At 43.0% G+C, this 21,821-nt stretch carries 20 protein-coding genes and 1 pseudogene; 15 read left to right on the top strand and 6 right to left on the bottom strand.

Features of this window, described 5'->3' with window-relative positions; genetic code table 11:
• Positions 1 to 36: 36 nt before the first annotated feature.
• The 4 genes from hisC to O4M77_RS09310 all read left to right on the top strand — a co-directional run bounded on the left by hisC (position 37) and on the right by O4M77_RS09310 (position 4,377).
• Positions 37 to 1,128, top strand: a complete 1,092-nt coding sequence (hisC, locus tag O4M77_RS09325; RefSeq protein ID WP_125279072.1) for a histidinol-phosphate transaminase — start codon at positions 37 to 39, stop codon at positions 1,126 to 1,128.
• A gap of 3 nt (positions 1,129 to 1,131) precedes the next feature.
• Complete coding sequence (locus O4M77_RS09320) at positions 1,132 to 3,378, top strand: bifunctional prephenate dehydrogenase/3-phosphoshikimate 1-carboxyvinyltransferase (RefSeq protein WP_323713382.1); 2,247 nt, start codon at positions 1,132 to 1,134, stop codon at positions 3,376 to 3,378.
• 100 nt (positions 3,379 to 3,478) lie between these two features.
• On the top strand, positions 3,479 to 3,844 hold the full coding sequence (locus O4M77_RS09315) for a hypothetical protein (protein ID WP_166136040.1): 366 nt from the start codon (positions 3,479 to 3,481) through the stop codon (positions 3,842 to 3,844).
• Entirely contained in the window at positions 3,832 to 4,377 is a 546-nt protein-coding gene (locus tag O4M77_RS09310; protein WP_323713381.1) for a GNAT family N-acetyltransferase, read from the top strand. The genes O4M77_RS09315 and O4M77_RS09310 overlap by 13 nt, the downstream gene beginning before the upstream one ends.
• Before the next feature lie 32 nt (positions 4,378 to 4,409).
• Here the strand turns inward: O4M77_RS09310 and O4M77_RS09305 are convergent, their stop codons facing one another.
• A complete protein-coding gene (locus tag O4M77_RS09305; protein ID WP_159123226.1) occupies positions 4,410 to 5,042 on the bottom strand; it encodes an alpha/beta hydrolase in 633 nt (210 codons plus the stop codon).
• 122 nt (positions 5,043 to 5,164) lie between these two features.
• On the opposite strand from O4M77_RS09305, the gene yaaA reads away from it, so the two are divergent.
• The 7 genes from yaaA to rnhB all read left to right on the top strand — a co-directional run bounded on the left by yaaA (position 5,165) and on the right by rnhB (position 11,098).
• On the top strand, positions 5,165 to 5,947 hold the full coding sequence (gene yaaA / locus O4M77_RS09300) for a peroxide stress protein YaaA (protein ID WP_323713380.1): 783 nt from the start codon (positions 5,165 to 5,167) through the stop codon (positions 5,945 to 5,947).
• A 478-nt stretch (positions 5,948 to 6,425) separates the two neighbouring features.
• Complete coding sequence (locus tag O4M77_RS09295) at positions 6,426 to 6,614, top strand: hypothetical protein (RefSeq protein ID WP_004784216.1); 189 nt, start codon at positions 6,426 to 6,428, stop codon at positions 6,612 to 6,614.
• Positions 6,615 to 7,056: 442 nt separating this feature from the next.
• On the top strand, positions 7,057 to 8,379 hold the full coding sequence (locus O4M77_RS09290) for an NCS2 family permease (RefSeq protein ID WP_323713379.1): 1,323 nt from the start codon (positions 7,057 to 7,059) through the stop codon (positions 8,377 to 8,379).
• A 77-nt stretch (positions 8,380 to 8,456) separates the two neighbouring features.
• Positions 8,457 to 9,458 carry an adenosine deaminase gene (locus tag O4M77_RS09285; protein ID WP_004815391.1) on the top strand — a complete coding sequence of 334 codons (1,002 nt, stop codon included), beginning with the start codon at positions 8,457 to 8,459 and terminating at the stop codon, positions 9,456 to 9,458.
• A gap of 82 nt (positions 9,459 to 9,540) precedes the next feature.
• Positions 9,541 to 9,885 (top strand): hypothetical protein, encoded by a 345-nt coding sequence (locus O4M77_RS09280; RefSeq protein ID WP_004815392.1) that lies wholly within the window; start codon positions 9,541 to 9,543, stop codon positions 9,883 to 9,885.
• Positions 9,886 to 10,069: 184 nt separating this feature from the next.
• Positions 10,070 to 10,450 (top strand): hypothetical protein, encoded by a 381-nt coding sequence (locus tag O4M77_RS09275; protein WP_159123230.1) that lies wholly within the window; start codon positions 10,070 to 10,072, stop codon positions 10,448 to 10,450.
• 57 nt (positions 10,451 to 10,507) lie between these two features.
• Positions 10,508 to 11,098: a ribonuclease HII gene (gene rnhB / locus O4M77_RS09270; RefSeq protein WP_323713378.1), complete on the top strand. Its 591-nt coding sequence runs from the start codon at positions 10,508 to 10,510 to the stop codon at positions 11,096 to 11,098.
• Between the two features lie 79 nt (positions 11,099 to 11,177).
• Here the strand turns inward: rnhB and csrA are convergent, their stop codons facing one another.
• The 3 genes from csrA to alaS all read right to left on the bottom strand — a co-directional run bounded on the left by csrA (position 11,178) and on the right by alaS (position 15,722).
• Positions 11,178 to 11,435 carry a carbon storage regulator CsrA gene (csrA, locus tag O4M77_RS09265; RefSeq protein ID WP_004784202.1) on the bottom strand — a complete coding sequence of 86 codons (258 nt, stop codon included), beginning with the start codon at positions 11,433 to 11,435 and terminating at the stop codon, positions 11,178 to 11,180.
• Positions 11,436 to 11,683: 248 nt separating this feature from the next.
• Positions 11,684 to 12,964, bottom strand: coding sequence for an aspartate kinase (locus O4M77_RS09260; protein WP_166136055.1), 1,281 nt, complete (start codon positions 12,962 to 12,964; stop codon positions 11,684 to 11,686).
• 64 nt (positions 12,965 to 13,028) lie between these two features.
• Positions 13,029 to 15,722, bottom strand: coding sequence for an alanine--tRNA ligase (gene alaS / locus O4M77_RS09255; RefSeq protein WP_180053853.1), 2,694 nt, complete (start codon positions 15,720 to 15,722; stop codon positions 13,029 to 13,031).
• Between the two features lie 409 nt (positions 15,723 to 16,131).
• On the opposite strand from alaS, the gene O4M77_RS09250 reads away from it, so the two are divergent.
• Both O4M77_RS09250 and O4M77_RS09245 read left to right on the top strand, forming a co-directional pair.
• Complete coding sequence (locus tag O4M77_RS09250; RefSeq protein ID WP_323713377.1) at positions 16,132 to 17,160, top strand: type I glyceraldehyde-3-phosphate dehydrogenase; 1,029 nt, start codon at positions 16,132 to 16,134, stop codon at positions 17,158 to 17,160.
• Between the two features lie 179 nt (positions 17,161 to 17,339).
• Positions 17,340 to 17,636: a hypothetical protein gene (locus O4M77_RS09245; RefSeq protein ID WP_004815405.1), complete on the top strand. Its 297-nt coding sequence runs from the start codon at positions 17,340 to 17,342 to the stop codon at positions 17,634 to 17,636.
• 36 nt (positions 17,637 to 17,672) lie between these two features.
• On the opposite strand, the gene O4M77_RS09240 is transcribed toward O4M77_RS09245, so the two are convergent.
• Positions 17,673 to 17,972, bottom strand: a complete 300-nt coding sequence (locus O4M77_RS09240) for an AzlD family protein (RefSeq protein WP_323713376.1) — start codon at positions 17,970 to 17,972, stop codon at positions 17,673 to 17,675.
• Positions 17,969 to 18,716 (bottom strand): annotated as a pseudogene (locus O4M77_RS09235) (AzlC family ABC transporter permease). Before O4M77_RS09235 ends, O4M77_RS09240 begins: the two are co-directional and overlap by 4 nt.
• A 473-nt stretch (positions 18,717 to 19,189) precedes the next feature.
• On the opposite strand from O4M77_RS09235, the gene O4M77_RS09230 reads away from it, so the two are divergent.
• Positions 19,190 to 20,356, top strand: a complete 1,167-nt coding sequence (locus O4M77_RS09230; RefSeq protein WP_180057474.1) for an ATP phosphoribosyltransferase regulatory subunit — start codon at positions 19,190 to 19,192, stop codon at positions 20,354 to 20,356.
• A gap of 79 nt (positions 20,357 to 20,435) precedes the next feature.
• Positions 20,436 to 21,755: an adenylosuccinate synthase gene (locus tag O4M77_RS09225; RefSeq protein WP_004784184.1), complete on the top strand. Its 1,320-nt coding sequence runs from the start codon at positions 20,436 to 20,438 to the stop codon at positions 21,753 to 21,755.
• Positions 21,756 to 21,821 lie beyond the last annotated feature (66 nt).

The following is a 21,821-nucleotide window of genomic DNA, read 5'->3' as shown; positions in this document are numbered from 1 at the left end:
CTAACCACTGTTTCATCTGTAAATCGGAAGTATAAAATGTCGTTTGTCCCAGCCAATGAAGGCATCTCTAAATTAAAGCCATATCAACCAGGTAAACCGATCAGTGAACTTGAGCGTGAGTTGGGCATCACTGATATCGTGAAACTGGCTTCAAATGAAAACCCGCTGGGCTGTTCAGATAAAGTCAAAGAAGCAGTGGCTGCGGAACTGGCGGAAATTGGCCGTTATCCTGATGGCGGTGGCTTTATCCTGAAAGATCAGATCAAGACACAATTCGGTTTTGATCATAACCAGATTACTTTGGGTAATGGTTCAAACGACTTACTTGAAATATTTGCCCGCGCATTTGTTTCTGAAAAAGATTCTGTGGTGTATAGCCAGCACGCGTTTGCGGTATATGCACTGGTAACTCAAGCGATTAATGCCGAAGCGATCGAAGTACCTGCTAAAGGTTTTTCGCATGACCTTGAAGCGATGGCGGCTGCGGTAAAAGACAACACCAAACTGATCTTTATTGCCAATCCGAACAACCCGACAGGCACCTGGTTCGAAGAAGCTGAATTTGAAGCATTTATGCAGAAAGTGCCTGCGAATGTGATCGTGGTACTGGACGAAGCTTATGTGGAATATTTCCCGGAAAACTTCAATAGCCTGAAATTCCTGAAACAGTATCCAAACCTGATTGTCAGCCGTACGCTGTCTAAGTGCTATGGTCTGGCTGCGCTGCGTGTTGGTTTTGCTTTGGCATCTGTTGAAGTGACTGATTACTTGAACCGTATCCGTCAGCCATTCAACGTCAACCATTTAGCGATGGTGGCTGCGGTTGCTGCTCTGAAAGATGAAGCATTTATCGAGAAATCTCGTGAAGTGAACAAGGCGGGTATGGCACAGCTAGAAGCGGGTTTCAAAGCTTTAGGCCTGAACTATGTACCTTCACGCGCGAATTTCATCTTGGTTGATGTACAGGCTGACCCAGCAGAAACATTTAACAAGTTGTTGAAAGAAGGGGTGATCGTACGTCCAGTGGGTATTCCAAATCACCTGCGTGTATCGATTGGTACTGAAGCTGAAAATGCCAAATTTCTTGCTGCATTAGGCAAAGTACTTGGCTTAGAGGCGAAAGCTTAAGTTATGTCGCAGCCACTGTTTGAAAAAGTTGCCTTTATCGGACTTGGACTGATTGGTTCAAGCCTGGCGCGTGTCATTCAGGCCGAGCATTTAGCCAATGACATCGTGGCATCGACCCGCTCACAAAAAACCTTGGAAGATGCCAAGGCACTTGGTCTGATTTCAGACGGCTATGCAGATCCTGTAGAAGCTGTTCAAGGTGCAGACCTGGTGGTGCTGGCTTTACCTGTTCGTGCAACGCAAAAGGTATTGGAAACCGTCAAGCCATATCTGGCTGAGGGAGCCATTATCACCGATGTGGGTAGTACCAAAGGTAATGTGGTAGAAGCAGCCAAAGCCGTATTTGGTGAAAATCTACCAGCCGGTTTTGTGCCGGGGCATCCAATTGCGGGTGCAGAACATACTGGTGTACATGCGGGTAAGGTGGATCTGTTCGCTAATCACAAGGTGATTTTGACACCGTTGCCAAGCAGCGGACAATGGGCGGTCGAGAAACTGATTCAACTGTGGCAGGCGGCAAAGGCGGAAGTGATTTGTATGGATGTGGAAAAGCACGATGAAGTGCTGGCCCATACCAGTCATCTTCCGCATCTGATGGCCTTCAACCTGGTCGAACAACTGGCCAAACGCGAAGACAATCTGGATATTTTTCGTTATGCTGCCGGTGGCTTCCGCGACTTCTCGCGTATTGCCGCCAGTGATCCACAAATGTGGCATGACATCTTTTTTGCCAATAAAAAGGCGATTCTCAATGCCGTGGACGGCTTTGAAGCTCAACTCGCGATTATCCGCAAGCTGATTGAAGATCAAGATTCTCAAGCCTTAATGGGCTTATTGGGGCATGCGCAGGCGGCTCGCCAGCACTTCAATCATATGCTCGCCAAGAAACCTCTCATGGAGAAAAATAAAGTGACACAACAATTTACCATTCAACCAGGTGCCAAGACGTTCCAGGGTAAATTTACCGTGCCAGGTGACAAATCTGTGTCACATCGTTCCATCATGTTTGGTGCCATCGCTGAAGGCACAACGCATGTGACCGGGTTCCTTGAGGGGGAAGATGCCCTTGCAACTTTACAGGCGTTCCGTGATATGGGTGTAAGCATTGAAGGTCCTAAAAATGGTGAAGTGACCATTCATGGCGTGGGTATGCACGGCCTGAAAGCACCGAAGTCTGCACTGTATATGGGTAACTCAGGTACTTCGATGCGTCTGCTGTCTGGTATGCTGTCAGCACAAAAATTTGACTCGGTGATGACCGGTGATGCTTCGCTGTCTAAACGTCCAATGGAGCGTATTGCTAAACCATTACGTTTGATGGGTGCACAGATTCAAACTACGGGTGAACGTGGTACACCACCAGTATCGATTACCGGTAATCAAAACCTGAAAGGTATTCAATACGACTTGCCAATGGCATCGGCTCAGGTGAAGTCTGGGATTTTGCTAGCGGGTCTTTGGGCTGAGGGCGAAACTTCAGTGACTGAACCTGAACCAACCCGTGACCATACTGAACGTATGTTGCGTGCGTTTGGTTATGACGTAAAAACTGAAGCTAACCGTATTTCCCTGCAAGGTGGCGGCAAACTGGTGGGTACCAATATCCAAGTACCATCGGATATTTCATCTGCTGCTTTCTTTATGGTCGGTGCAGCGATTACTGAAAATGCCGATGTGACTTTGGAAGCGGTAGGCATTAACCCGACCCGTACTGGTGTCATCGAAATCCTGAAACAGATGGGAGCCGACATCAGCGTTGAAAATGAACGCATCGCTGGCGGTGAACCGATTGCAGATATTCGTATTCGCGGTACACGTACCTTAAAAGGCATTCATATGCCGGAAGATCAAGTGCCATTGGCGATTGATGAATTCCCGGCATTGTTTATAGCGGCAGCTTGTGCTGAAGGTCAAACCATCCTGACAGGTGCTGCCGAACTGCGCGTCAAAGAATCGGATCGTATCCAGGTGATGGCAGATGGCCTAAAAACCATGGGCATTGACTGCACACCGACTAATGATGGCATCATTATCGAAGGTAAAGGCAAGACAGGCGACTGGTCACCAATCTTTACCGGTGGTGAAATTGAATCGCATCATGATCATCGTATTGCCATGAGCTTCTCAATCGCAGGTCTGCGTAACTCAGGTGAAATTAAGATTGTTGGGACTGAAACTGTCGCAACCAGTTTCCCAACCTTCACTGAACTGACTTCTCAAGCTGGTCTGGCGATTGAAGTGACAGAATAATTCTAAAATTTACATGAAACAGCCAAGCTTTTGCTTGGCTGTTTTGTTTATATTGGCTTATGCTAAAACCATACAACAAAAAAGCCATTTGGATGTAGCAATGCGAAAATTAAAATTTATGGCCAATCCTCAGAGCCAGCAACAATTACAGGGCAGTCAGCAGACTCAGGAATATGTGGCACATCTGCTGACGGAAGAGCTCGGTAAATATGGCTTTAAGACTTTGGCGCAAAGTGGGGCACAAGTGGCTGTAAGTGTCGATGAACATGAGTTGCCATTATCAGTGAGCTGTGAGACACGAGATCAGGAAGGGCACCTGATTTGTGAAATTGCCTCTTACCCGGATGAAGAGCAGGACTGGCTGGACCGGATTACAGAACAAAGTTTATTAAATCAGTTGGCACAAGCCGTTGAAGCATCACTGAAAGAACAAGAAAGTTTTAGTGAGTTTGAGTGGAAAAACTAGTTCAACCGATTCAAAGACTTTCACCCATACTGCAAAGTGAACGTCTTGTTTTAGATTATTTTAAGTCATCCGATGCTACGGAAGCCTATGCCTCGATTACCCCGAGTCTGACCCGTTTTATGGCATGGGATGCACCGGAATCTGAACAGATATTTGCAACAGTCTGGCAAAACTGGCTAAACAATATGGCTGATCATAAAGAATATATCTTTGTGATCCGTCATATTGAAAGACATGAATTTATCGGACTATGTGGTTTACATCGACTGCATGATGAAATACCTGAAGTGGGTATCTGGATTCGTGAAAAGGCGCATGGTCATCATTATGGACATGAGGCAGTACGTTGCATTGTGGCCTATGCTTTCAATACATTAGGGATCAAAGCTTTGAGCTATCCGGTAGCCGAAGAAAACTGGGCTAGCCGAAAAATTGCAGAACGTGTAGGTGGAAAAATTACCAACCACCTAGATAAACCTAAATATCGGGCTGTAATTTATGAAATTCATGCTAAAGATTTTATTTCTGAATAAAAAAACCTCATCATTCGATGAGGTTTTTTTGATCAGCTTAATGCGAGGAAACGGCTCATCGCAATCCGAAGCTGTTTTAAATAACCGGTAAAGAAATGGTTTGCGCCAGGCAAGATCGTGACCAGATGACGTTGAGGCTTGGCCCATTCAATCATGTCGGATAAAAGCGTGACATCATCCGCTTCACCATGGATAAATAAAATATCACCTTTGATCTGTGGAGTAACATAGTGACGTAGGCCAGCTACGGTTGCAGTCGGTAGACCACACAAAATCACTTTTGAAGGTTGCAGTTCAACGGGCAGGGCAGCGTAACACTTGGCCATGACATGTGCGCCAAAACTGAAACCGCCTGCAAAGAAAGGCAGGCCAATATGTTGGCGACGCGCATATTTAATGACTTCAAGTATATCATCCGTTTCACCAAAGCCTTCATCATGCAGACCGGCACTTTGACCAGAACCACGGAAACTTGGACGATAGACAACACAACCACGCTCTAAAAACATTTGTGCCAGTAACACCGGAACCTTATGTTGTGGTGTGCCACCTTGTAATGGATGGGGATGACAAACAATCGCGAATCCTTTCACTTCACCCTGAGGATAATCCACAAAAACCTCAAGTTGGCCAGCAGGGCCTTGGAGGAAGATTGGTTCGGACATAGAAAACCGATAAATTGCAGGAGAATTTTCTATTTTAACGATTATGATAAATAAAAACATGAATTGGAATTAAAATAAGTCTACTGATATAGTTTGATTAATCATTTTTTAACCAGGTTGCTATGCTTGCTTTAATTTCTCCAGCCAAGACTCTAGATTACGAAACGCCTTTACCTACCGATCAATTTACTCAGGCAAGATTGCTGGAACATTCCCAGGAATTGATAGAAGTTGCCCGCAAGTTATCAGCAACTGAAATTGCCAGCTTAATGAGCGTCAGTGAAAAAATTGCCAATTTGAATGTGGAACGCTTCAGAGACTGGCAGCCGGATTTTGATTTTTCCAATGCTCGTCAGGCAATCTTTGCCTTTAAAGGGGATGTTTATACCGGTCTGGATGCTTACCAGTTAAAGCAGGATCAGATTCATTACGCACAGAACCATCTGCGTATGTTATCCGGCCTCTATGGCTTATTGCGTCCGCTGGATCTAATGATGCCTTACCGTCTGGAGATGGGAACCAAATTGACTAACCCACGTGGTGCTCATCTCTACGAGTTCTGGGGACATACCATCACTGATCTGATCAATCATGACCTGGCAGCAGCAGAGTCTGAAATTCTGGTCAATATTGCTTCGGATGAATATTACAAGGCAGTGAAAGAAAGCAAAATTCAGGCTGAAATCATCAAGCCGGTATTTTTAGATCAGAAAAATGGTAAATATAAAGTCATCAGCTTCTATGCCAAGAAAGCTCGTGGTTTAATGGCGCGCTTTATCATTGAAAACCAGATTAAACGAACTGAAGACTTAAAAGCCTTTAATACCGATGGGTATTATTTTGATGCTGAAAGTTCACTAAAAGGTGAGTTGGTATTTAAACGTGATGAGCAGCTAGCTGCTTAAAGATAAAAGATTCACCCAAGACTGAATGAAGAAATTTTCTTAAAAGTCTTGGGTAAATTTAAGTTTAGCAATATTAGGTTGAATTGAATAAAAATTAAAAAATAGGGAAGGAACTTTCAAAATATCATTTATTTAGAAGAATTTTTGACAGGAAATGGATAAATTTTTTAGAAGAAAAGCTAAATAATATAATGAAAGCTATAGTGAGCTTTAAAAGATATTTTTCAATCGATAAATTTATATAGTAAAGACAAATTTCTAAAAAAATAAAAAATAGAATCAATCAATTAATTTCTTTTAATATTCAAAAAATGACTAAAAAATAAAAAAATATGGCTCAAAAAATTATGATTAATTGAATAAGAAGTATAAAAAAAATGAAGAATATAAAAACTCTAAATAATTGAAAAACTGCATTTTATCGAGTTATTTGTAAACTATGTCACAATTTTATTGTTATTTTGTTAGCATAATTTCAATGCTGTTACACAACTCAACTACAAAAATGAAAATTTATACGATTCCTATTTTTGTGCTGATGGTGGGTTTACTCGGTTATTGTGTTCACCAACAGGCCGAAACAAGAAAACATGAAGAGCTTCATCAGATTCTGAAAGAAGTACAACATTCAACTAAATTGCTGAATGCAAATCGGCCCAGACCGTAATAGATTTGCACTAAGCTCTTTGATCAGGAGAACCAGGTAAAAAGATAAAAATAAAATCATAATAAATAAAAGAAAATTTAATAATAATAGAGCTAACTTATATTAATTTTTAATAAAATATAAATTCTAAGAAGCAATCAGAAATCAATGTGTTATAATTTGCAAAAGATAAAGTTAGATCAAATTTACTTAAATTAAGTATTTGATTCTAATGATGAAAAAAGCTGCATAGGGGTTATGCAGCTTTTTTGTTTAGATTGTTTTTTGAGTTTTTCTAGCGCAGTTTTCTTACTGTTCGCTATTGAAACATTTTGACCCGCTAAATGGCGAAGCTGGCATATTCGTTGCTAACAGATCCTTAAAATTCATGAAGTTTTCTATAAAATTTCCTGGATTCGGCGGCATGCTTAAAGCATAAAGTTTACTCAATAGGGGCTAGGTCATGACGACTCCTAATCCATCTTCAGAAAATATGCTGGAACGTCTGTTCAAACTGAGTGAAAACAAAACCAGTTTCCGTACAGAAGTTCTGGCAGGTGTAACCACGTTCCTGACAATGTGTTACATCATTATTGTTAATCCGATGATTTTATCCGAAACCGGGATGGATCATGGGGCTGTCTTTGTAGCCACCTGTCTTGCAGCCGCAATTGGCTGTCTGGTGATGGGGCTAATTGCCAATTATCCAATCGCACTTGCACCGGGTATGGGCCTGAATGCCTTCTTTACCTACTCAGTCTGTCTGGGAATGGGTGTGCCTTGGCAAACTGCATTAGGTGCAGTATTTGTATCTGGTCTGGTCTTCATTGCCATCAGTATGTTCAAAATACGTGAGGCGATTGTCAATGCCATTCCAATGTCACTCAAACTGGCGATTGGCGGTGGTATTGGCCTGTTCCTGGCCCTGGTTGCACTGAAAAATGCTGGCATCATTGTTGATAATCAAGCGACCTTGGTGGGTCTGGGTGATTTGAAACAGCCAACTGTTATGCTTGCGCTACTTGGCTTCCTGTTAGTGGTGGTAATGCATCACTTCAAAGTACGTGGTGCGATCATTATCAGTATTTTGGTAATCACTGCGATTTCTACTGCTTTAGGTTATAACCAGTTCCAAGGTGTAGTGGGTCAAATTCCTTCACTGGCACCAACCTTCCTGCAAATGGACTTTCAAGGTCTGTTTACAGCCAGCCTGATCGGTGTGATCTTCGTATTCTTCTTGGTCGATCTGTTTGACTCTACTGGTACGCTAGTAGGTGTTTCACATCGTGCAGGTTTGTTAAAAGATGGTAAATTGCCGCGTCTGAAAAAAGCATTATTTGCCGATTCTTCTGCGATTGTTGCAGGTGCTGCTTTGGGTACTTCTTCAACTACACCTTATATTGAGTCATCAGCGGGTGTTGCAGCAGGTGGTCGTACCGGTCTGACTGCAGTTGTGGTTGGCTTGCTGTTCATTGCCTGCCTGTTCCTGGCTCCATTGGCTCAATCTGTACCAGGCTTTGCAACTGCACCAGCATTGCTATTTGTCGGTGTATTGATGATTCAGGGTATTGTCCATATTGAATGGGATGATATTACTGAAGCGGTTCCGGCGTTCCTGACCATTGTATTCATGCCATTTACGTACTCAATTGCAGATGGTATCGCAATGGGTTTTATCAGCTATGCGCTGATTAAACTGCTGACAGGTAAATCGAAAACTGTTCCATACATGGTATGGATCATCGCAGTACTGTGGGCATTGAAGTTCTGGATGTTTGGCGGCTAATTTTTGTCGAATATCAAAAGGGTGTAAACTCAGTTTGCACCCTTTTTTATTTTTCTCAGGTTTAATCAGGAGTAGCGATGAACCGTCTTGAATTGATTCAGGCCTTGCCAAAGGCTGAGCTGCATGTGCATATCGAAGGTACCTTTGAACCTGAGTTAATGTTTGCAATTGCACAGCGTAATGAAATTAGCATTCCTTATAAATCGGTTGAGGAAGTAAAGCAGGCTTATAATTTCCATAATCTGCAATCTTTCCTAGATATCTACTACGCGGGCGCCAATGTTCTGATTCATGAACAGGACTTTTATGATCTGGCCTGGGCGTATTTTGAAAAATGCGCAGATGACAATGTCGTGCATACTGAAATGTTCTTTGATCCGCAAACCCACACCGATCGTGGCATTGCTTTTGAAACCGTGATCAATGGCTTGCAGAGAGCCTGTGATGATGCGAAAGCTAAATTAGGCATTACTTCACATCTGATCATGTGTTTCCTACGTCATCTTAGTGAAGAAGCAGCATTTGAGACATTAGAGCAAGCACTGCCTTATAAAGATCAAATCATTGGAGTAGGGCTGGATTCAAGTGAAGTCGGGCATCCACCGTCTAAGTTTGAACGTGTTTTCGCCAAAGCGCGTGAAGCCGGTTTTCTGGTGGTTGCACATGCGGGTGAAGAAGGTCCGGCAGAATATGTCTGGGAAGCTTTGGATTTATTAAAAGTAAACCGTATTGATCATGGGGTACGTTCTGAGGAAGATCCAGAATTGATGCAGCGTTTGATTGCAGAGAAGATGCCGCTTACAGTATGTCCACTTTCAAACCTGAAACTGTGTGTGGTAGATGATATGCAGCAGCATAATATCCGTCGCCTGTTGCAGCACGGCGTGCATGTCACAGTGAATTCAGATGATCCATCGTATTTCGGTGGTTATATGAATGACAATTTCATTGCCATTGCTGAAGCTTTGGACCTAAGCAATGATGAGCTAAAACAGCTGGCGATCAATTCTTTTGAAGCTTCATTTATTTCTGATGCTGAAAAACAGAAATGGATCAGCCTGATTCAGGCACTCGTTTAAAATATCATTCCAGTAAATTTGTTAGCCCAAAGAGGGTGGAGTTCGCTCTGCCTTTTTATTTAATCTGATCTGTGAACCAAAGATGAAATTAAAATTCCTGTGGCCTGTTCTGGCTGTTAGCTTAATCAATCCTGCTTGTGCAGATACCTCAATGACTCAGAAAGCCCTGAAACCTCTGATTGAATATCAGTGTGGCCAAGAGCTGAAAGATTCCAAAGTCTGGAAAATGGGTACTTATTTCATGGCTGAAGCCAATAAACAGCATTTACAGCAAAAAGTATGTGGCTGTGTAGGTGAGCATGCCTTGGAAGGTGTTCCGGCTAAAACCCTGTTAAAAGCAACCGTTGATGAAGAAACTAAAAAAGAGCTGACCCGTAAAGCAATTGCCAATAGCTTAAAAGGCTGTATGGGCGAGTTTATCAATTAAGGATTTTTGGGGGCTGGCTTATTCAGGCCTTACCCTTAAATGAGTAGTGAGTCTTCTTTCCTGTGATGGCTGTGAATCTGGCTGTGCGCAGATTAGACATCATGGCGCATTTTTAGATTTCTTATTGCGATAAACTTCGGCACAATAGCTGCATATTTTAAAAGTTGAAAAAAGGATAAAATCCGTGAAAAAATTATTGGCTGTTGTTGCTCCATTAGCACTTGTTCTTTCTGCCTGCGTAGCACCCCAAGGTACAGGCACCCCAACTCAAGCAAGTACAGGTCAGCAACTCGGTTCTGCAGCCATTAAAATTGCCATCAATGCAAAATGTGTTACTGAACTAAATAATATTCCGGCTTGGCAAACTGCAACACGTTTAATGACAGAAACACAAAAACAGAATATCCAGTCTGAAATTTGTGGTTGCGTGAGTGAAAAAGCACCACAAAACGTGACTGCGGTAGATTTGGCGACTGCAGCAATTGACCCAGCAGCACGTGCAACTATTGTAGGCAATGTCGTTGCAAATACTATTAACGCTTGCGTGGCTGAAGCGGTAAACTAAGTCAAAATCAAATTTGAATAGGCTGACTGGTTCAGCCTATTTTTTATGGGAAATAAAATGAACATTGCTGGTGTAGATGAAGCAGGGCGTGGGCCATTAGTAGGGTCGGTAGTCGCTGCAGCTGTGATATTGGATCCGAACAACCCGATTCGGGGCTTAAATGATTCCAAGAAGCTAAGCGAGAAGAAGCGAGAAAAACTTTTTATTGAGATTCAGGAAAAAGCACTGGCTTGGGCCATCGCTGAAGCCTCTGCGGCAGAAATCGACGAGCATAATATTTTGCAGGCCTCTTTGCTGGCAATGCGCCGCGCTGTGGAAGCATTAAGCATTCAGCCGGAACATGTACTGGTCGATGGCAACAAGATTCCTCAGGGTCTTGCGATGAGCTGTGATGCGGTTGTAGGTGGGGATGCTCTGCATCCTGAAATCTCGGCAGCCAGTATTCTGGCAAAAGTGACCCGGGATCGCCAGATGGTAGAGATGGATCAGAGGTATCCACAATTTGGCTTTGCCAAGCATAAGGGTTATCCGACCAAAGCACATTTTGAAGCGATTGCCTTACACGGGGTGATTGATGAGCACCGTCGTAGTTTCGGACCGGTGAAAAAAGTGCTGGCAGCGTTGCTTGATCAGCAGCAGGCAGGATAAAGTCTGATTATTTTGCTATGCAGTTGAAAATTAGACAAATTAAAAGCGGCTTAAAAGCCGCTTTTATATTCATACAAAATTAACGGTTAAAGTTATTTTGTGTCTGGTTATCATCTTCATAAGAAGAAGGCTGATAATCCTGGTCAATATGCTGAAGATGTTCATGCATTGCACGTTCATGCTGGATACGCTGGTAAATCTCTTCACGGTGTACAGAGACTTCTTTCGGAGCATTTACCCCAATACGAACCTGGTTGCCTTTTACGCCAAGTACAGTCACGCTGACTTGGTCTCCGATCATTAAAGTTTCCCCGACGCGTCGAGTCAAAATCAGCATGTTTCTCTCCTTGCAAAATGCAAAACCTGCAATCTATTGAATGTAATAAAAAAACACAACCTAAAATTATATAGTTAAAGTTTGAATAGAAAGTCCTGTCCATGAAATGAAGAGGTTAACTATCCAGGCTGTTGAAAATCCTTAGGCTTAATATAACAGAGCCACTATAAAAAAAACTATAGTGGCCCTGCATTTTTGTAGAGATTTAATGAAATACTGTCAGACAATGACGGTATTTTGTAGTTCTCTTAAGCGCGTGCGCTAGATTCACCATGTTCACGGTCTAAACCAAACGCAGTGTGAAGTGAGCGAACTGCAAGCTCAAGATAATTCTCTTCGATAATTACTGAAATCTTGATTTCAGAAGTAGAAATCATCAGGATGTTGATGCCTTCATCAGCAAGGGCAGTGAACATTTTGCTCGCTACACCAGCGTGAGAACGCATACCTACACCTACGATAGACACTTTTACGATGTCATCACGAGTTGCAACTTCACGTGCGCCAATCGCTTGAGCAGTTTCTTCAAGGATTTTTTTGGCTTTAGCGAGTTCACCGCGGTTTACAGTAAACGTGAAATCAGTTGTACCATCTTCTTCAACGTTCTGGATAATCATATCCACTTCGATATTGGCATCACCAATTGGTTTAAGAATTTTAGATGCAATACCTGGCTCATCTGGAACACCCAGAATAGTCAGTTTAGCTTCGTCGCGGTTGAACGCGATACCAGAGATAATTGGCTGTTCCATGTTGTCTTCCAGTTCAGTAGTAATAAGAGTTCCGACGTTGTTTTTGAAGTCTTCGTCAAATGCGCCATCATTGTCATTATCGAAGCTTGAGAGTACCCGTAAAGGCACTTGGTACTTGCCTGCAAATTCTACAGAGCGAATTTGAAGAACTTTAGAACCTAAAGATGCCATTTCCAGCATTTCTTCGAAAGAGATACGGTCTACTTTTTTCGCTTTAGGAGCAACACGAGGGTCAGTCGTATATACGCCATCAACGTCTGTGTAAATCTGACATTCATCCGCTTTTAGCGCTGCAGCAAGGGCAACACCTGAAGTATCAGAACCACCACGACCTAAAGTTGTGGTATTGCCATTAGCATCAAAGCCTTGGAAACCTGCAACCACAATCACGCGGCCTGCGTCCAGGTTTTCAGTCAATACATCGGTATCAATAGATTCGATACGTGCTTTGGTGAATGCACTGTCAGTTTTAATACCAACCTGGCGACCAGTTAAAGATTTAGCTTCAACGCCAATTGAATTCAGCGCCATAGCTAACATGGAAATCGTTACCTGTTCACCCGTAGAAACCATTTGGTCAAGTTCACGTGGGTCAGGGGTTTCGGTAATGGCTTTCGCGAGAGCAAGCAAGCGGTTGGTTTCACCACTCATAGCAGATACGACTACAACCATCTTGTGGCCATGGTCATGCCAGCGCTTCACACGACGAGCAACATTGAGAATGCGCTCGGGAGTACCCATTGAGGTACCACCATATTTTTGAACGATTAATGCCATAGTTGTTCCATATAAACCATGACCCTGATTTTCCGATCAGGGTCAGTTACACAAAATGAAGTTTTTATTTTGCTTCAAGCCAAGCTGCTAAATCAGCCATCACTGGAGCAAACTTCTCGTTAAGTGGCGCGCCACCTTGTGCCAAGTCAGGTTTACCACCACCTTTACCACCTAGCTCAGTTGCCAAGTGTTTGATGATGTCACCCGCTTTAATAGAAGCAGTAAAGTCTTTAGCTACAGATGCAATCAAGCTAACCTTGTCACCCTCTACACCTGCAAGAACAATGACTGCATTTTCTAATTTTGATTTCACACCATCGTGCAGGTTACGTAGTGCTTTCGCATCCATACCCTGAACAGTCGTGATTAATGTTTTACGACCAGCAAGCTCTTGAACCTGGCTTAAAAGTTCACCGGCTTGTAGGCTTGCCAATTTTTGATTCAGCTGTTCAATCTGTTTTTGCAATTGATGCGCAGTGTCCACCACAGCTTCAACTTTTTCGACTGTTTGATGGTTCTGTGCTTTTAACAAACCATTGATATATTGAACATCACGATCGACTTTCTGTACGGCTTCAACCGCTTTAGTACCGGTTACGGCTTCAATACGACGTACACCTGCTGCGACACCACCTTCAGAAGTGATTTTGAACAGACCGATGTCACCTGTACGTTTCACGTGAATACCGCCACACAGCTCGATAGAGAAGTTTTTTTCGTCAATCACTGAACCCATAGACAATACGCGAACTTCTTCACCGTATTTCTCACCGAACAGCATCATCGCACCTTTGGCTTTCGCAGATTCGATGTCGAGCAGTTCAGTGGTAACAGGCGTGTTGGCAATCACTTCGGCATTTACCAGACGTTCAATTTCTTGCAGTTGCTCAAACGTTACAGGCTGATCGTTGGCAAAGTCGAAACGTAATACGTCAGACGCAACCAATGAACCTTTTTGTTGTACGTGTGAACCCAGGATTTGACGTAGGGCAGCGTGTAGCAAGTGAGTTGCAGAGTGGTTACGTGCAGTTGCGGCACGAATGTCGGCTTTAACCGTTGCTTCCACGTTTTGAGTAACTTTCAAGTTACCCATAGTCACGATACCTTGGTGAACGAATGCACCACCAGATTTTTTGGTATCTTGAACTTCGAAAATACCGGTATCGTTTTTGAAGAGTCCTGTATCACCGATTTGACCACCGCTTTCTGCATAGAAAGGAGTCTGGTTAAGAACGATTAATGCGTCGTCGCCTTCAACCACTTCGTCAACCTGTTCGCCATCTTTGTAGATTGCGATGATTTGACCTTGACCTGCGGTCGCGTCATAACCTTCAAACTGAGTTTCGCCTTCAACTTTAACAACGCTGTTATAGTCGATTGCGAATTTACCGGCATCACGTGCGCGTTGACGTTGTGCAGCCATTTCTTTTTCAAAGCCAGCTTCGTCAATCGTTAAATCACGTTCACGTGCGATATCTGCTGTAAGGTCAGTTGGGAAGCCGTAAGTATCATAAAGTTTGAATACGATTTCACCTGGAATCACAGAACCTTTCAGGTTTGCCAATTCGCCTTCAAGCAATTTCAGACCTTGCTCAAGTGTTTTCGCGAATTGTTCTTCTTCTTTCAGCAATGCAGCTTCGATACGTGTTTTGTTTGCTTCAAGCTCTGGATAAGCAGCACCCATTACATCAATTAAAGGCTGAAGCATTTTGTGGAAGAATGAACCAGTCGCACCCAGTTTGTTACCGTGACGAACTGCACGGCGGATGATACGACGCAGTACATAACCACGACCTTCATTCGAAGGGTTCACACCATCCGCAATCAGGAAGCAGCATGAACGTGCATGGTCAGCCACAACTTTAAGTGAAGCAGGGTATTCAACCGGTTTGTTTTCAGCTTGTGCTTTCGCTTCAATATCTGAAGTATCTAGACCGATAATTTCAGCAGCAGCTTTTAACAGGTTTTGGAACAGGTCGATTTCATAGTTAGAGTTGACATGTTGCAGAACCGCAGAAATACGCTCAAGGCCCATACCGGTATCAACAGAAGGTGCTGGAAGAGGGTGCAGGACGCCATCCGCAGTACGGTTGAACTGCATGAATACGTTGTTCCAGATTTCGATGAAACGGTCGCCATCTTCTTCAGGTGTACCAGGCAGGCCACCCCAAATGTGCTCACCGTGATCATAGAAGATTTCAGAACATGGACCACAAGGACCAGTATCGCCCATTGCCCAGAAATTGTCTGATGCGTATTTTTCGCCTTTGTTATCACCAATGCGGATAATACGGCTGGCATCTAGACCAACTTCTTTATTCCAGATATCAAACGCTTCGTCATCAGTGTGATACACAGTTACGTACAATTTGTCTTTAGGCAGTGCCAGCCATTTGTCGCCGGTCAGAAATTCCCAAGCAAATTTAATCGCATCACGTTTGAAGTAATCACCAAACGAGAAGTTACCCAGCATTTCAAAGAATGTGTGGTGACGAGCTGTGTAGCCAACGTTATCTAAGTCGTTGTGTTTACCACCTGCACGTACACATTTTTGTGAAGATGTTGCACGAACGTAGTCACGTTTTTCCAGACCCAGGAAGCAGTCTTTAAACTGGTTCATACCAGCATTGGTAAACAATAATGTTGGGTCGTTGGCAGGAACCAGAGAACTCGACGCGACACGTGTATGCCCTTGCGATTCAAAGTAGCTTAAAAAAGCTTCGCGAATTTCAGCTGATGTCATAAAACGAGTACTCACAACCAAGTCACTCCATAATTTCCGATTTGGCTAAAAACATCACAGTCTGACAAGAAGGTTGGTTCTCTGCTGCAATGCGGGGCTTAAATATTTAAAAACGCCAAATTATAACGGAAAATGCCTGTTCAACCAATGATTTTCATATTTATAGATCATAAAACTATAAGGAATGAATATTAGAAAAATCAGAAAAATGCCCTGCAAAATCAAAAGCTATTGTCATTACAGCAATTTATCTTCATTCTCGCTGATAGAAAGACTGGATTGCTTCAAGTAAAGCATGAATTTTTCGATGAAATATTGGACATTCTGTGTAATTTTTAGTGGATTTAGCTGAATAGTTATCAGTCAGCTGGATAATTCCATTAATATAGGCGCATAAAGTTTTATGCCGCAGTAGGGAACGTCGATGCAACGTATCGCAATTAATGGTTTTGGACGAATCGGACGCAATGTGTTGCGTGCATGGTTTGAAAATCCGAAAGATTTTAATTTTGACATCGTTGCCATTAATGACGTTGCCGACGTTGAAACCTTATTGCATTTATTTAAATATGATTCTACTCATGGCCGTTTCCCGGGGCAGGTTGATCTGACGTATGAAGATGAGTATGCCTACCTGCATGTCACTTATCGCGATGCTTATCAGAAAGTTCAGGTGTTAAGACAGGCGAATCCGGTGGAAATGCCATGGCATGAACTGAATATTGATGTGGTATTGGAATGTACCGGCTTATTCCGTTCGCGTGAGGCTGCGACTCAGCATATTACTGCCGGGGCAAAACGGGTGATTATCGGCGCTGCACCGTTTGATACGGTGGATGCTGCAATTGTCTATGGCGTCAACCATCGTGATGTCAAAGAAAGTGACCAGATTATTTCTAGCGTGTCTTGTACTACGCAGGCATTGGTACCGCTAGTCAAAATCATTGATGATGCCTTTGGGATTGAGACTGCACTGATGACTGAAATTCATGCGGTGACTGCGGATCAGTCAGTACTGGATCATGCCCATCGTGATTTAAGACGTGCCCGTGCTTCCGGGCAAAATATTATTCCAACCACATCTTCAGCTTTGGGTGCTTTAAAACGCGTAATGCCGAAGATGGAGAACCGGATTGATGGTTATTCGATTCGCGTGCCAACCATTAATGTCGCAGCAATTGATCTGACTTTTATTTCTCAGTCACCCATTACTGATCATCAGTTAAATGAAGTATTAATTAACGCTGCACGTCAGGATTTTGCTGAAATCATGTCTGTGACAGATGAGCCTTTGGTCTCTAGCGATTTTAATCATTCGCCTTACTCATTGATTGTGGATCTGACCCAGACCATGGTAGTGGGGCATCAGGCTAAAGTATTTGCCTGGTATGATAATGAATGGGGTTATGCCAACCGTTTGCTGGATCTCTGTGAATCCTTTTATACAGATTAAGCTATTTTGAAAGCATCCCAAATGGGGTGCTTTTTTATGCAAGATTAAAAAATTAGAAGAAAATGAATAAGAAGTTGAACGTAATTGATCGAAAAGCTCTGGATTTATGCCGAATATTTCTGTGATCTGGATATTTTTTCGTTAAGATAAAGATAATTAAATGGAATAAGAGCAAGCACATGATGTTGATCTGGGGATTTATTATATTACTGACCTTGGCTGTGATTTTTTTGATCTGGCTGCAATTTAATAATAATGAGAGTTCACAAAATGTGGAAGGCGTGCCAGTTGAGGAAAAAGTGGCACATCTGGAAGAAAATTTAAAAAAGACCTTGGAAATTATGCAGGATCTGGCGAAAAAGATGCATGTACAGCAGGAAGTACTGGATCAGACTACAGCCAAACTGCAAAAAGTTGAGCTGCAAAATGCAGAATTGGTAAATCTGCTCGCTAAAGTAGTAGAACCAAAGTCATAAGACCTTTTCATGCTGGCTTAGCCTTATATAAAGGATTTAAACCAGTAACATTCTTAAAATAGCTGCCGACGCCATGCTAATTAAAATGGTCGGCAGCATGCCAAAGCGTGATGCAACGAATAGTGTCACTATTATAGCGATCAGATCAGCCGGATCATCTCGTAAAAAATATGGGGTGATCATCGAAATCAGTACACAGCCTGGAATCACTTCCAGAATTTTACGCTGACGTTTGCTCAAAGTTTTATTTTTGAGTAGGACATATCCGAGCAGGCGGGTAGCATAAGTCGTTAGCGCCACCAATAAGATTGCGATAAAAGTGCTTATCTGGATCATGCTTCATTCTCCTGAATGAGCCAGAAGGCAGAGGCAATGCCTGCAAGTGCACCGATTAGTACGTACCAGTTACCTGGTAGATAGCTATAAGCCAGAGCAGCACAAATAAAACTGATTAGCCAAGGTCTGGCTTCAGTAAAGCCTTTCCACATACTTTTCAGTAAGACCAGCATAATGGCGGGGAAAGCCATATCAAAACCAAAACGGTTAATGTCTCCTAGCACGGGTCCAAGCAGGGCACCGAGTGTCGTAAAGCCGACCCAAGCCAGATAAAGAACAATACATAGCCCGGCATAATAAGGCAGACTAAAAGCATATCGATAACCAAACTGTGCCAGTCGACGCTGTGCATCTGTCAGGCTTAAGGCCCAGCTCTCATCCACCATAAAAAATAATGCCGGAAAGACTTTTCGATTTGGAAGATGTCTTAAATAAGGTACTAAACTGGCACCGAGCAGAATATAGCGGCTGTTAATGAGAAAAGATAATAAAGATTAAGGTAAGCAGATGCGGTGGATCAGTCCAGGCTTCTAAAACTGCAAACTCGGAACCGCCAGCAAAGTTCAGCCCGGTCAGCAAGGGAACCTCAAGCAGGCTAAAATCTTTTTGTGCTGCTGTTGCGCCCAAGACCAGCGCCAGAGGAATTACACCTAATAATAAAGGTAGGCAGTCTTTCACACCACGCTGAAAATCACTCAGAGGAGTAGCATCAGAAGGCGTAATACGTGGCTGGAAGGGAGGCATGAGATGATCGGGTTTTATTCTAGAAGGAGAAAGAAAGTTTATAAGAAATATAGGAGTCTTTGCAGTGCCTTTAAACTCTACCAGAATGATGCTGTTTTCTTGGTCATTTAAGTTCCCACATTGAGTTTTTGTATAGGATTATTTTTAAGCATCTAGTACTGATATTTTATAAATTTTTACTCTTAGATAGATGAGGATTGAATCAAGAATAAGTTTTTCGTCATTGTTTTGGTTAGGGAAATATATTAGAAAATCAAGTTGATATGTTGGTTATTAAATTTTATTCAGCCTATTTTCTCTTAATAAGAAAGAGATGATTTGGTTTATCTATCTAAGTCCTTTGTTCAGTCAGAGAAAATTATCAAAATTGCGATGCACAGCCTAAACGATCGTGCTAGACTAGGAGAAATCGGGTGTGCTCCCGATTTTTTTATGCGGTTTATTCCGCGCTGACAAGAATTTAGGTTTACAACATGCCCATTTCAGAGACATGGTTATTACCTGATGGTGTAGCTGATGTATTACCAGAACAAGCGCAAGTCATCGAAAGCCTGCGCCGTCAATCACTGGATTTCCTCGCATCTCGAGGTTATCAGCTGGTGTACACGCCATTTATTGAATACATTGAATCTCTATCTTCTCTCTCAGAATCGAATCAGGATTTAGACTTAGCCACTTTTAAAGTGATCGACCAGCTGTCTGGCCGCTTGCTTGGTGTGCGTGCCGATATGACACCACAAGTGGCTCGTATCGATGCGCATGTACATCCAGTGGAAGGTGTGGCTCGTTATTGCTATGCGGGTACGGTTTTACATACGAAACCTCAAGGATTTAATACCACACGTGCACCATTGCAATTAGGTGCAGAATTATTTGGTTCAGACAGCATTGATGCTGACGTGGAAATGGTTGACCTGATGATCAGCCTGATTCAGGAAGCGGGTCTGGCCGACGGCGTCCACCTTGACTTAGGTCATGTTGGTCTGTTCCGTAGTCTGATTGCACAAGCGGGTTTAAGTAAAGCAACCGAACGCCAACTGTCTGATCTGTATCAACGTAAAGCATTGCCGGAACTGGCTGAATTTACTGCAAATCTTAAGTTTGGTTCAGACTTCTATACGCTTGGTCGCTTTGCAAGTGACCTGGATGCCTTAAAAACGAATTTAAGTGCTGAAGTATTAGAAAATCCAGCCTTCAAACAGGCATTTGATGCACTGCAAACCACCAAAAATGAAGTTCAGGCACGCTGGCCGAATCTGCATATTGGGATTGATGTCGTCGAGTTACGTTCATACCATTATCATACAGGTTTGATGTATGCAGTTTATGCACCGAACCGTGCTGCTGCTTTAGCACAAGGTGGCCGTTATGATGGCATTGGTGAGCATTTTGGTCGTGCACGTCCGGCAACCGGTTTCTCTTGTGACTTATATGCTTTAAGTGCAGGCAAGTTTGCTACAGCTAAAGTTGTGGTAGCACCTAAGGGTACAGATGCTGCGCTGTTAAATGCGATTCAGGCAACCCGTGCACAAGGCTTAAGTGTAATTCAGTTATTAGGTAATGATGATTTAAACTCGGTACCGTATGCAACTCACCAGCTGGTGAATGTGGACGGTGAGTGGACCATCAAAACGATTTAATCGCTTTAATTGTTTTACTCAGTGTTCATGTCGCTGAGTGGGACTTTCAACTTTAACAGCATGATGTAATGAGGCTATTATGGGCAAGAATGTTGTGGTACTTGGTACCCAATGGGGCGACGAAGGTAAGGGTAAAATCGTCGACCTGCTCACAGATCAAGCGGCTGCAGTAGTTCGTTATCAAGGCGGACATAACGCAGGTCATACTCTCGTGGTTGGTGGTAAGAAAACTGTATTACACCTCATTCCATCAGGTATTTTACGTGAAAACGTATTGTGCTTAATTGGTAATGGTGTGGTTCTTTCACCTGAAGCGCTCATCAAAGAGATGGATATTCTTGAAAAAGAAGGCGTGCCAGTACGTGAACGTCTACGCATTTCTCCAAACTGTCCATTGATTCTTCCACACCACATCGCACTTGACCAAGCTCGTGAGAAAAAACGTGGTAATGCGAAAATTGGTACAACTGGTCGTGGGATTGGTCCTGCTTATGAAGATAAAGTAGCGCGTCGTGCAATCCGTGTTGCTGACCTGGTACGTGGTGGCGAACATCTGAAAGCTCAGCTTGAAGAATTGCTTGAATACCACAACTTCCAATTGACTCAATTCTTCGGTGTTGAAGCAGTTAAAGTTGAAGACGTACTTGCGCTTTGCGACGAATGGCGCAAAGTGATCGAGCCTATGGTTATGGACGTGACTGGTGAACTTCACGCTTACCGTAAAGCTGGCAAGAAAATCATGTTCGAAGGTGCACAAGGTTCATTGCTTGACGTTGACCACGGTACATATCCGTACGTGACTTCTTCAAACACGACTGCTGGTGGCGTAAGCTCAGGTTCAGGTCTTGGTCCATTACACCTTGACTACGTTCTTGGTATTACTAAAGCGTATACTACTCGTGTAGGTTCAGGTCCATTCCCAACTGAGTTGGTGTATGACGCTGCAACAGATACAGGTGATGCAATTGGTAAACACCTGGGTACTGTAGGTTCAGAATTTGGTGCGTCTACTGGCCGTCAACGTCGTTGTGGCTGGTTCGATGCTGAAATCCTGCGTCGTTCAGTAGAAGTGAACTCACTGTCTGGTATTTGCTTGACTAAACTTGACGTTCTTGACGGTTTGGAAGAAGTGAAAATCTGTGTAGGTTACGAAGCTGCTGATTCTGGCTGTGTTGGTTCTTCTGATGCGCTTGCATTTGAAACTTTAAAACCAATTTACGAGACTATGCCAGGCTGGAAAGAATCTACTTTCGGTGCGAAATCACTAGATCAATTGCCACAAGCGGCAATTAACTATGTGAAACGTCTTGAACAATTGATTGAATGTCCAATCGACATCATTTCAACTGGTCCAGACCGTGAAGAAACCATTATTCTTCGCCATCCGTTTGATGCTTAATTCTTTAAGCTGAAAATGATAAAAAACCCTGTGATTTCACAGGGTTTTTTATTTGAGCGAGCTTAT

The organism is Acinetobacter sp. YWS30-1, from assembly GCF_033558715.1.
Classification (GTDB): Bacteria; Pseudomonadota; Gammaproteobacteria; order Pseudomonadales; family Moraxellaceae; genus Acinetobacter.
The sequence above is the reverse complement of the archived record's forward strand: the minus strand, read 5'-3'. Positions and strand labels throughout refer to the sequence as shown.

What these genes read in the sequence shown, in the direction of transcription:
- O4M77_RS09305 (WP_159123226.1), bottom strand. Translation starts at nt 5,042, where the DNA reads ATGTCCGAACCAATCTTCCTCCAAGGCCCTGCTGGCCAACTTGAGGTT.
- O4M77_RS09245 (WP_004815405.1), top strand. Translation starts at nt 17,340, where the DNA reads ATGATGTTGATCTGGGGATTTATTATATTACTGACCTTGGCTGTGATT.
- O4M77_RS09240 (WP_323713376.1), bottom strand. Translation starts at nt 17,972, where the DNA reads ATGATCCAGATAAGCACTTTTATCGCAATCTTATTGGTGGCGCTAACG.
- O4M77_RS09230 (WP_180057474.1), top strand. Translation starts at nt 19,190, where the DNA reads ATGCCCATTTCAGAGACATGGTTATTACCTGATGGTGTAGCTGATGTA.
- O4M77_RS09295 (WP_004784216.1), top strand. Translation starts at nt 6,426, where the DNA reads ATGCTGTTACACAACTCAACTACAAAAATGAAAATTTATACGATTCCT.
- O4M77_RS09285 (WP_004815391.1), top strand. Translation starts at nt 8,457, where the DNA reads ATGAACCGTCTTGAATTGATTCAGGCCTTGCCAAAGGCTGAGCTGCAT.
- O4M77_RS09225 (WP_004784184.1), top strand. Translation starts at nt 20,436, where the DNA reads ATGGGCAAGAATGTTGTGGTACTTGGTACCCAATGGGGCGACGAAGGT.
- O4M77_RS09315 (WP_166136040.1), top strand. Translation starts at nt 3,479, where the DNA reads ATGCGAAAATTAAAATTTATGGCCAATCCTCAGAGCCAGCAACAATTA.
- O4M77_RS09290 (WP_323713379.1), top strand. Translation starts at nt 7,057, where the DNA reads ATGACGACTCCTAATCCATCTTCAGAAAATATGCTGGAACGTCTGTTC.
- O4M77_RS09320 (WP_323713382.1), top strand. Translation starts at nt 1,132, where the DNA reads ATGTCGCAGCCACTGTTTGAAAAAGTTGCCTTTATCGGACTTGGACTG.
- rnhB (WP_323713378.1), top strand. Translation starts at nt 10,508, where the DNA reads ATGAACATTGCTGGTGTAGATGAAGCAGGGCGTGGGCCATTAGTAGGG.
- hisC (WP_125279072.1), top strand. Translation starts at nt 37, where the DNA reads ATGTCGTTTGTCCCAGCCAATGAAGGCATCTCTAAATTAAAGCCATAT.
- O4M77_RS09260 (WP_166136055.1), bottom strand. Translation starts at nt 12,964, where the DNA reads ATGGCATTAATCGTTCAAAAATATGGTGGTACCTCAATGGGTACTCCC.
- O4M77_RS09280 (WP_004815392.1), top strand. Translation starts at nt 9,541, where the DNA reads ATGAAATTAAAATTCCTGTGGCCTGTTCTGGCTGTTAGCTTAATCAAT.
- yaaA (WP_323713380.1), top strand. Translation starts at nt 5,165, where the DNA reads ATGCTTGCTTTAATTTCTCCAGCCAAGACTCTAGATTACGAAACGCCT.
- csrA (WP_004784202.1), bottom strand. Translation starts at nt 11,435, where the DNA reads ATGCTGATTTTGACTCGACGCGTCGGGGAAACTTTAATGATCGGAGAC.
- O4M77_RS09250 (WP_323713377.1), top strand. Translation starts at nt 16,132, where the DNA reads ATGCAACGTATCGCAATTAATGGTTTTGGACGAATCGGACGCAATGTG.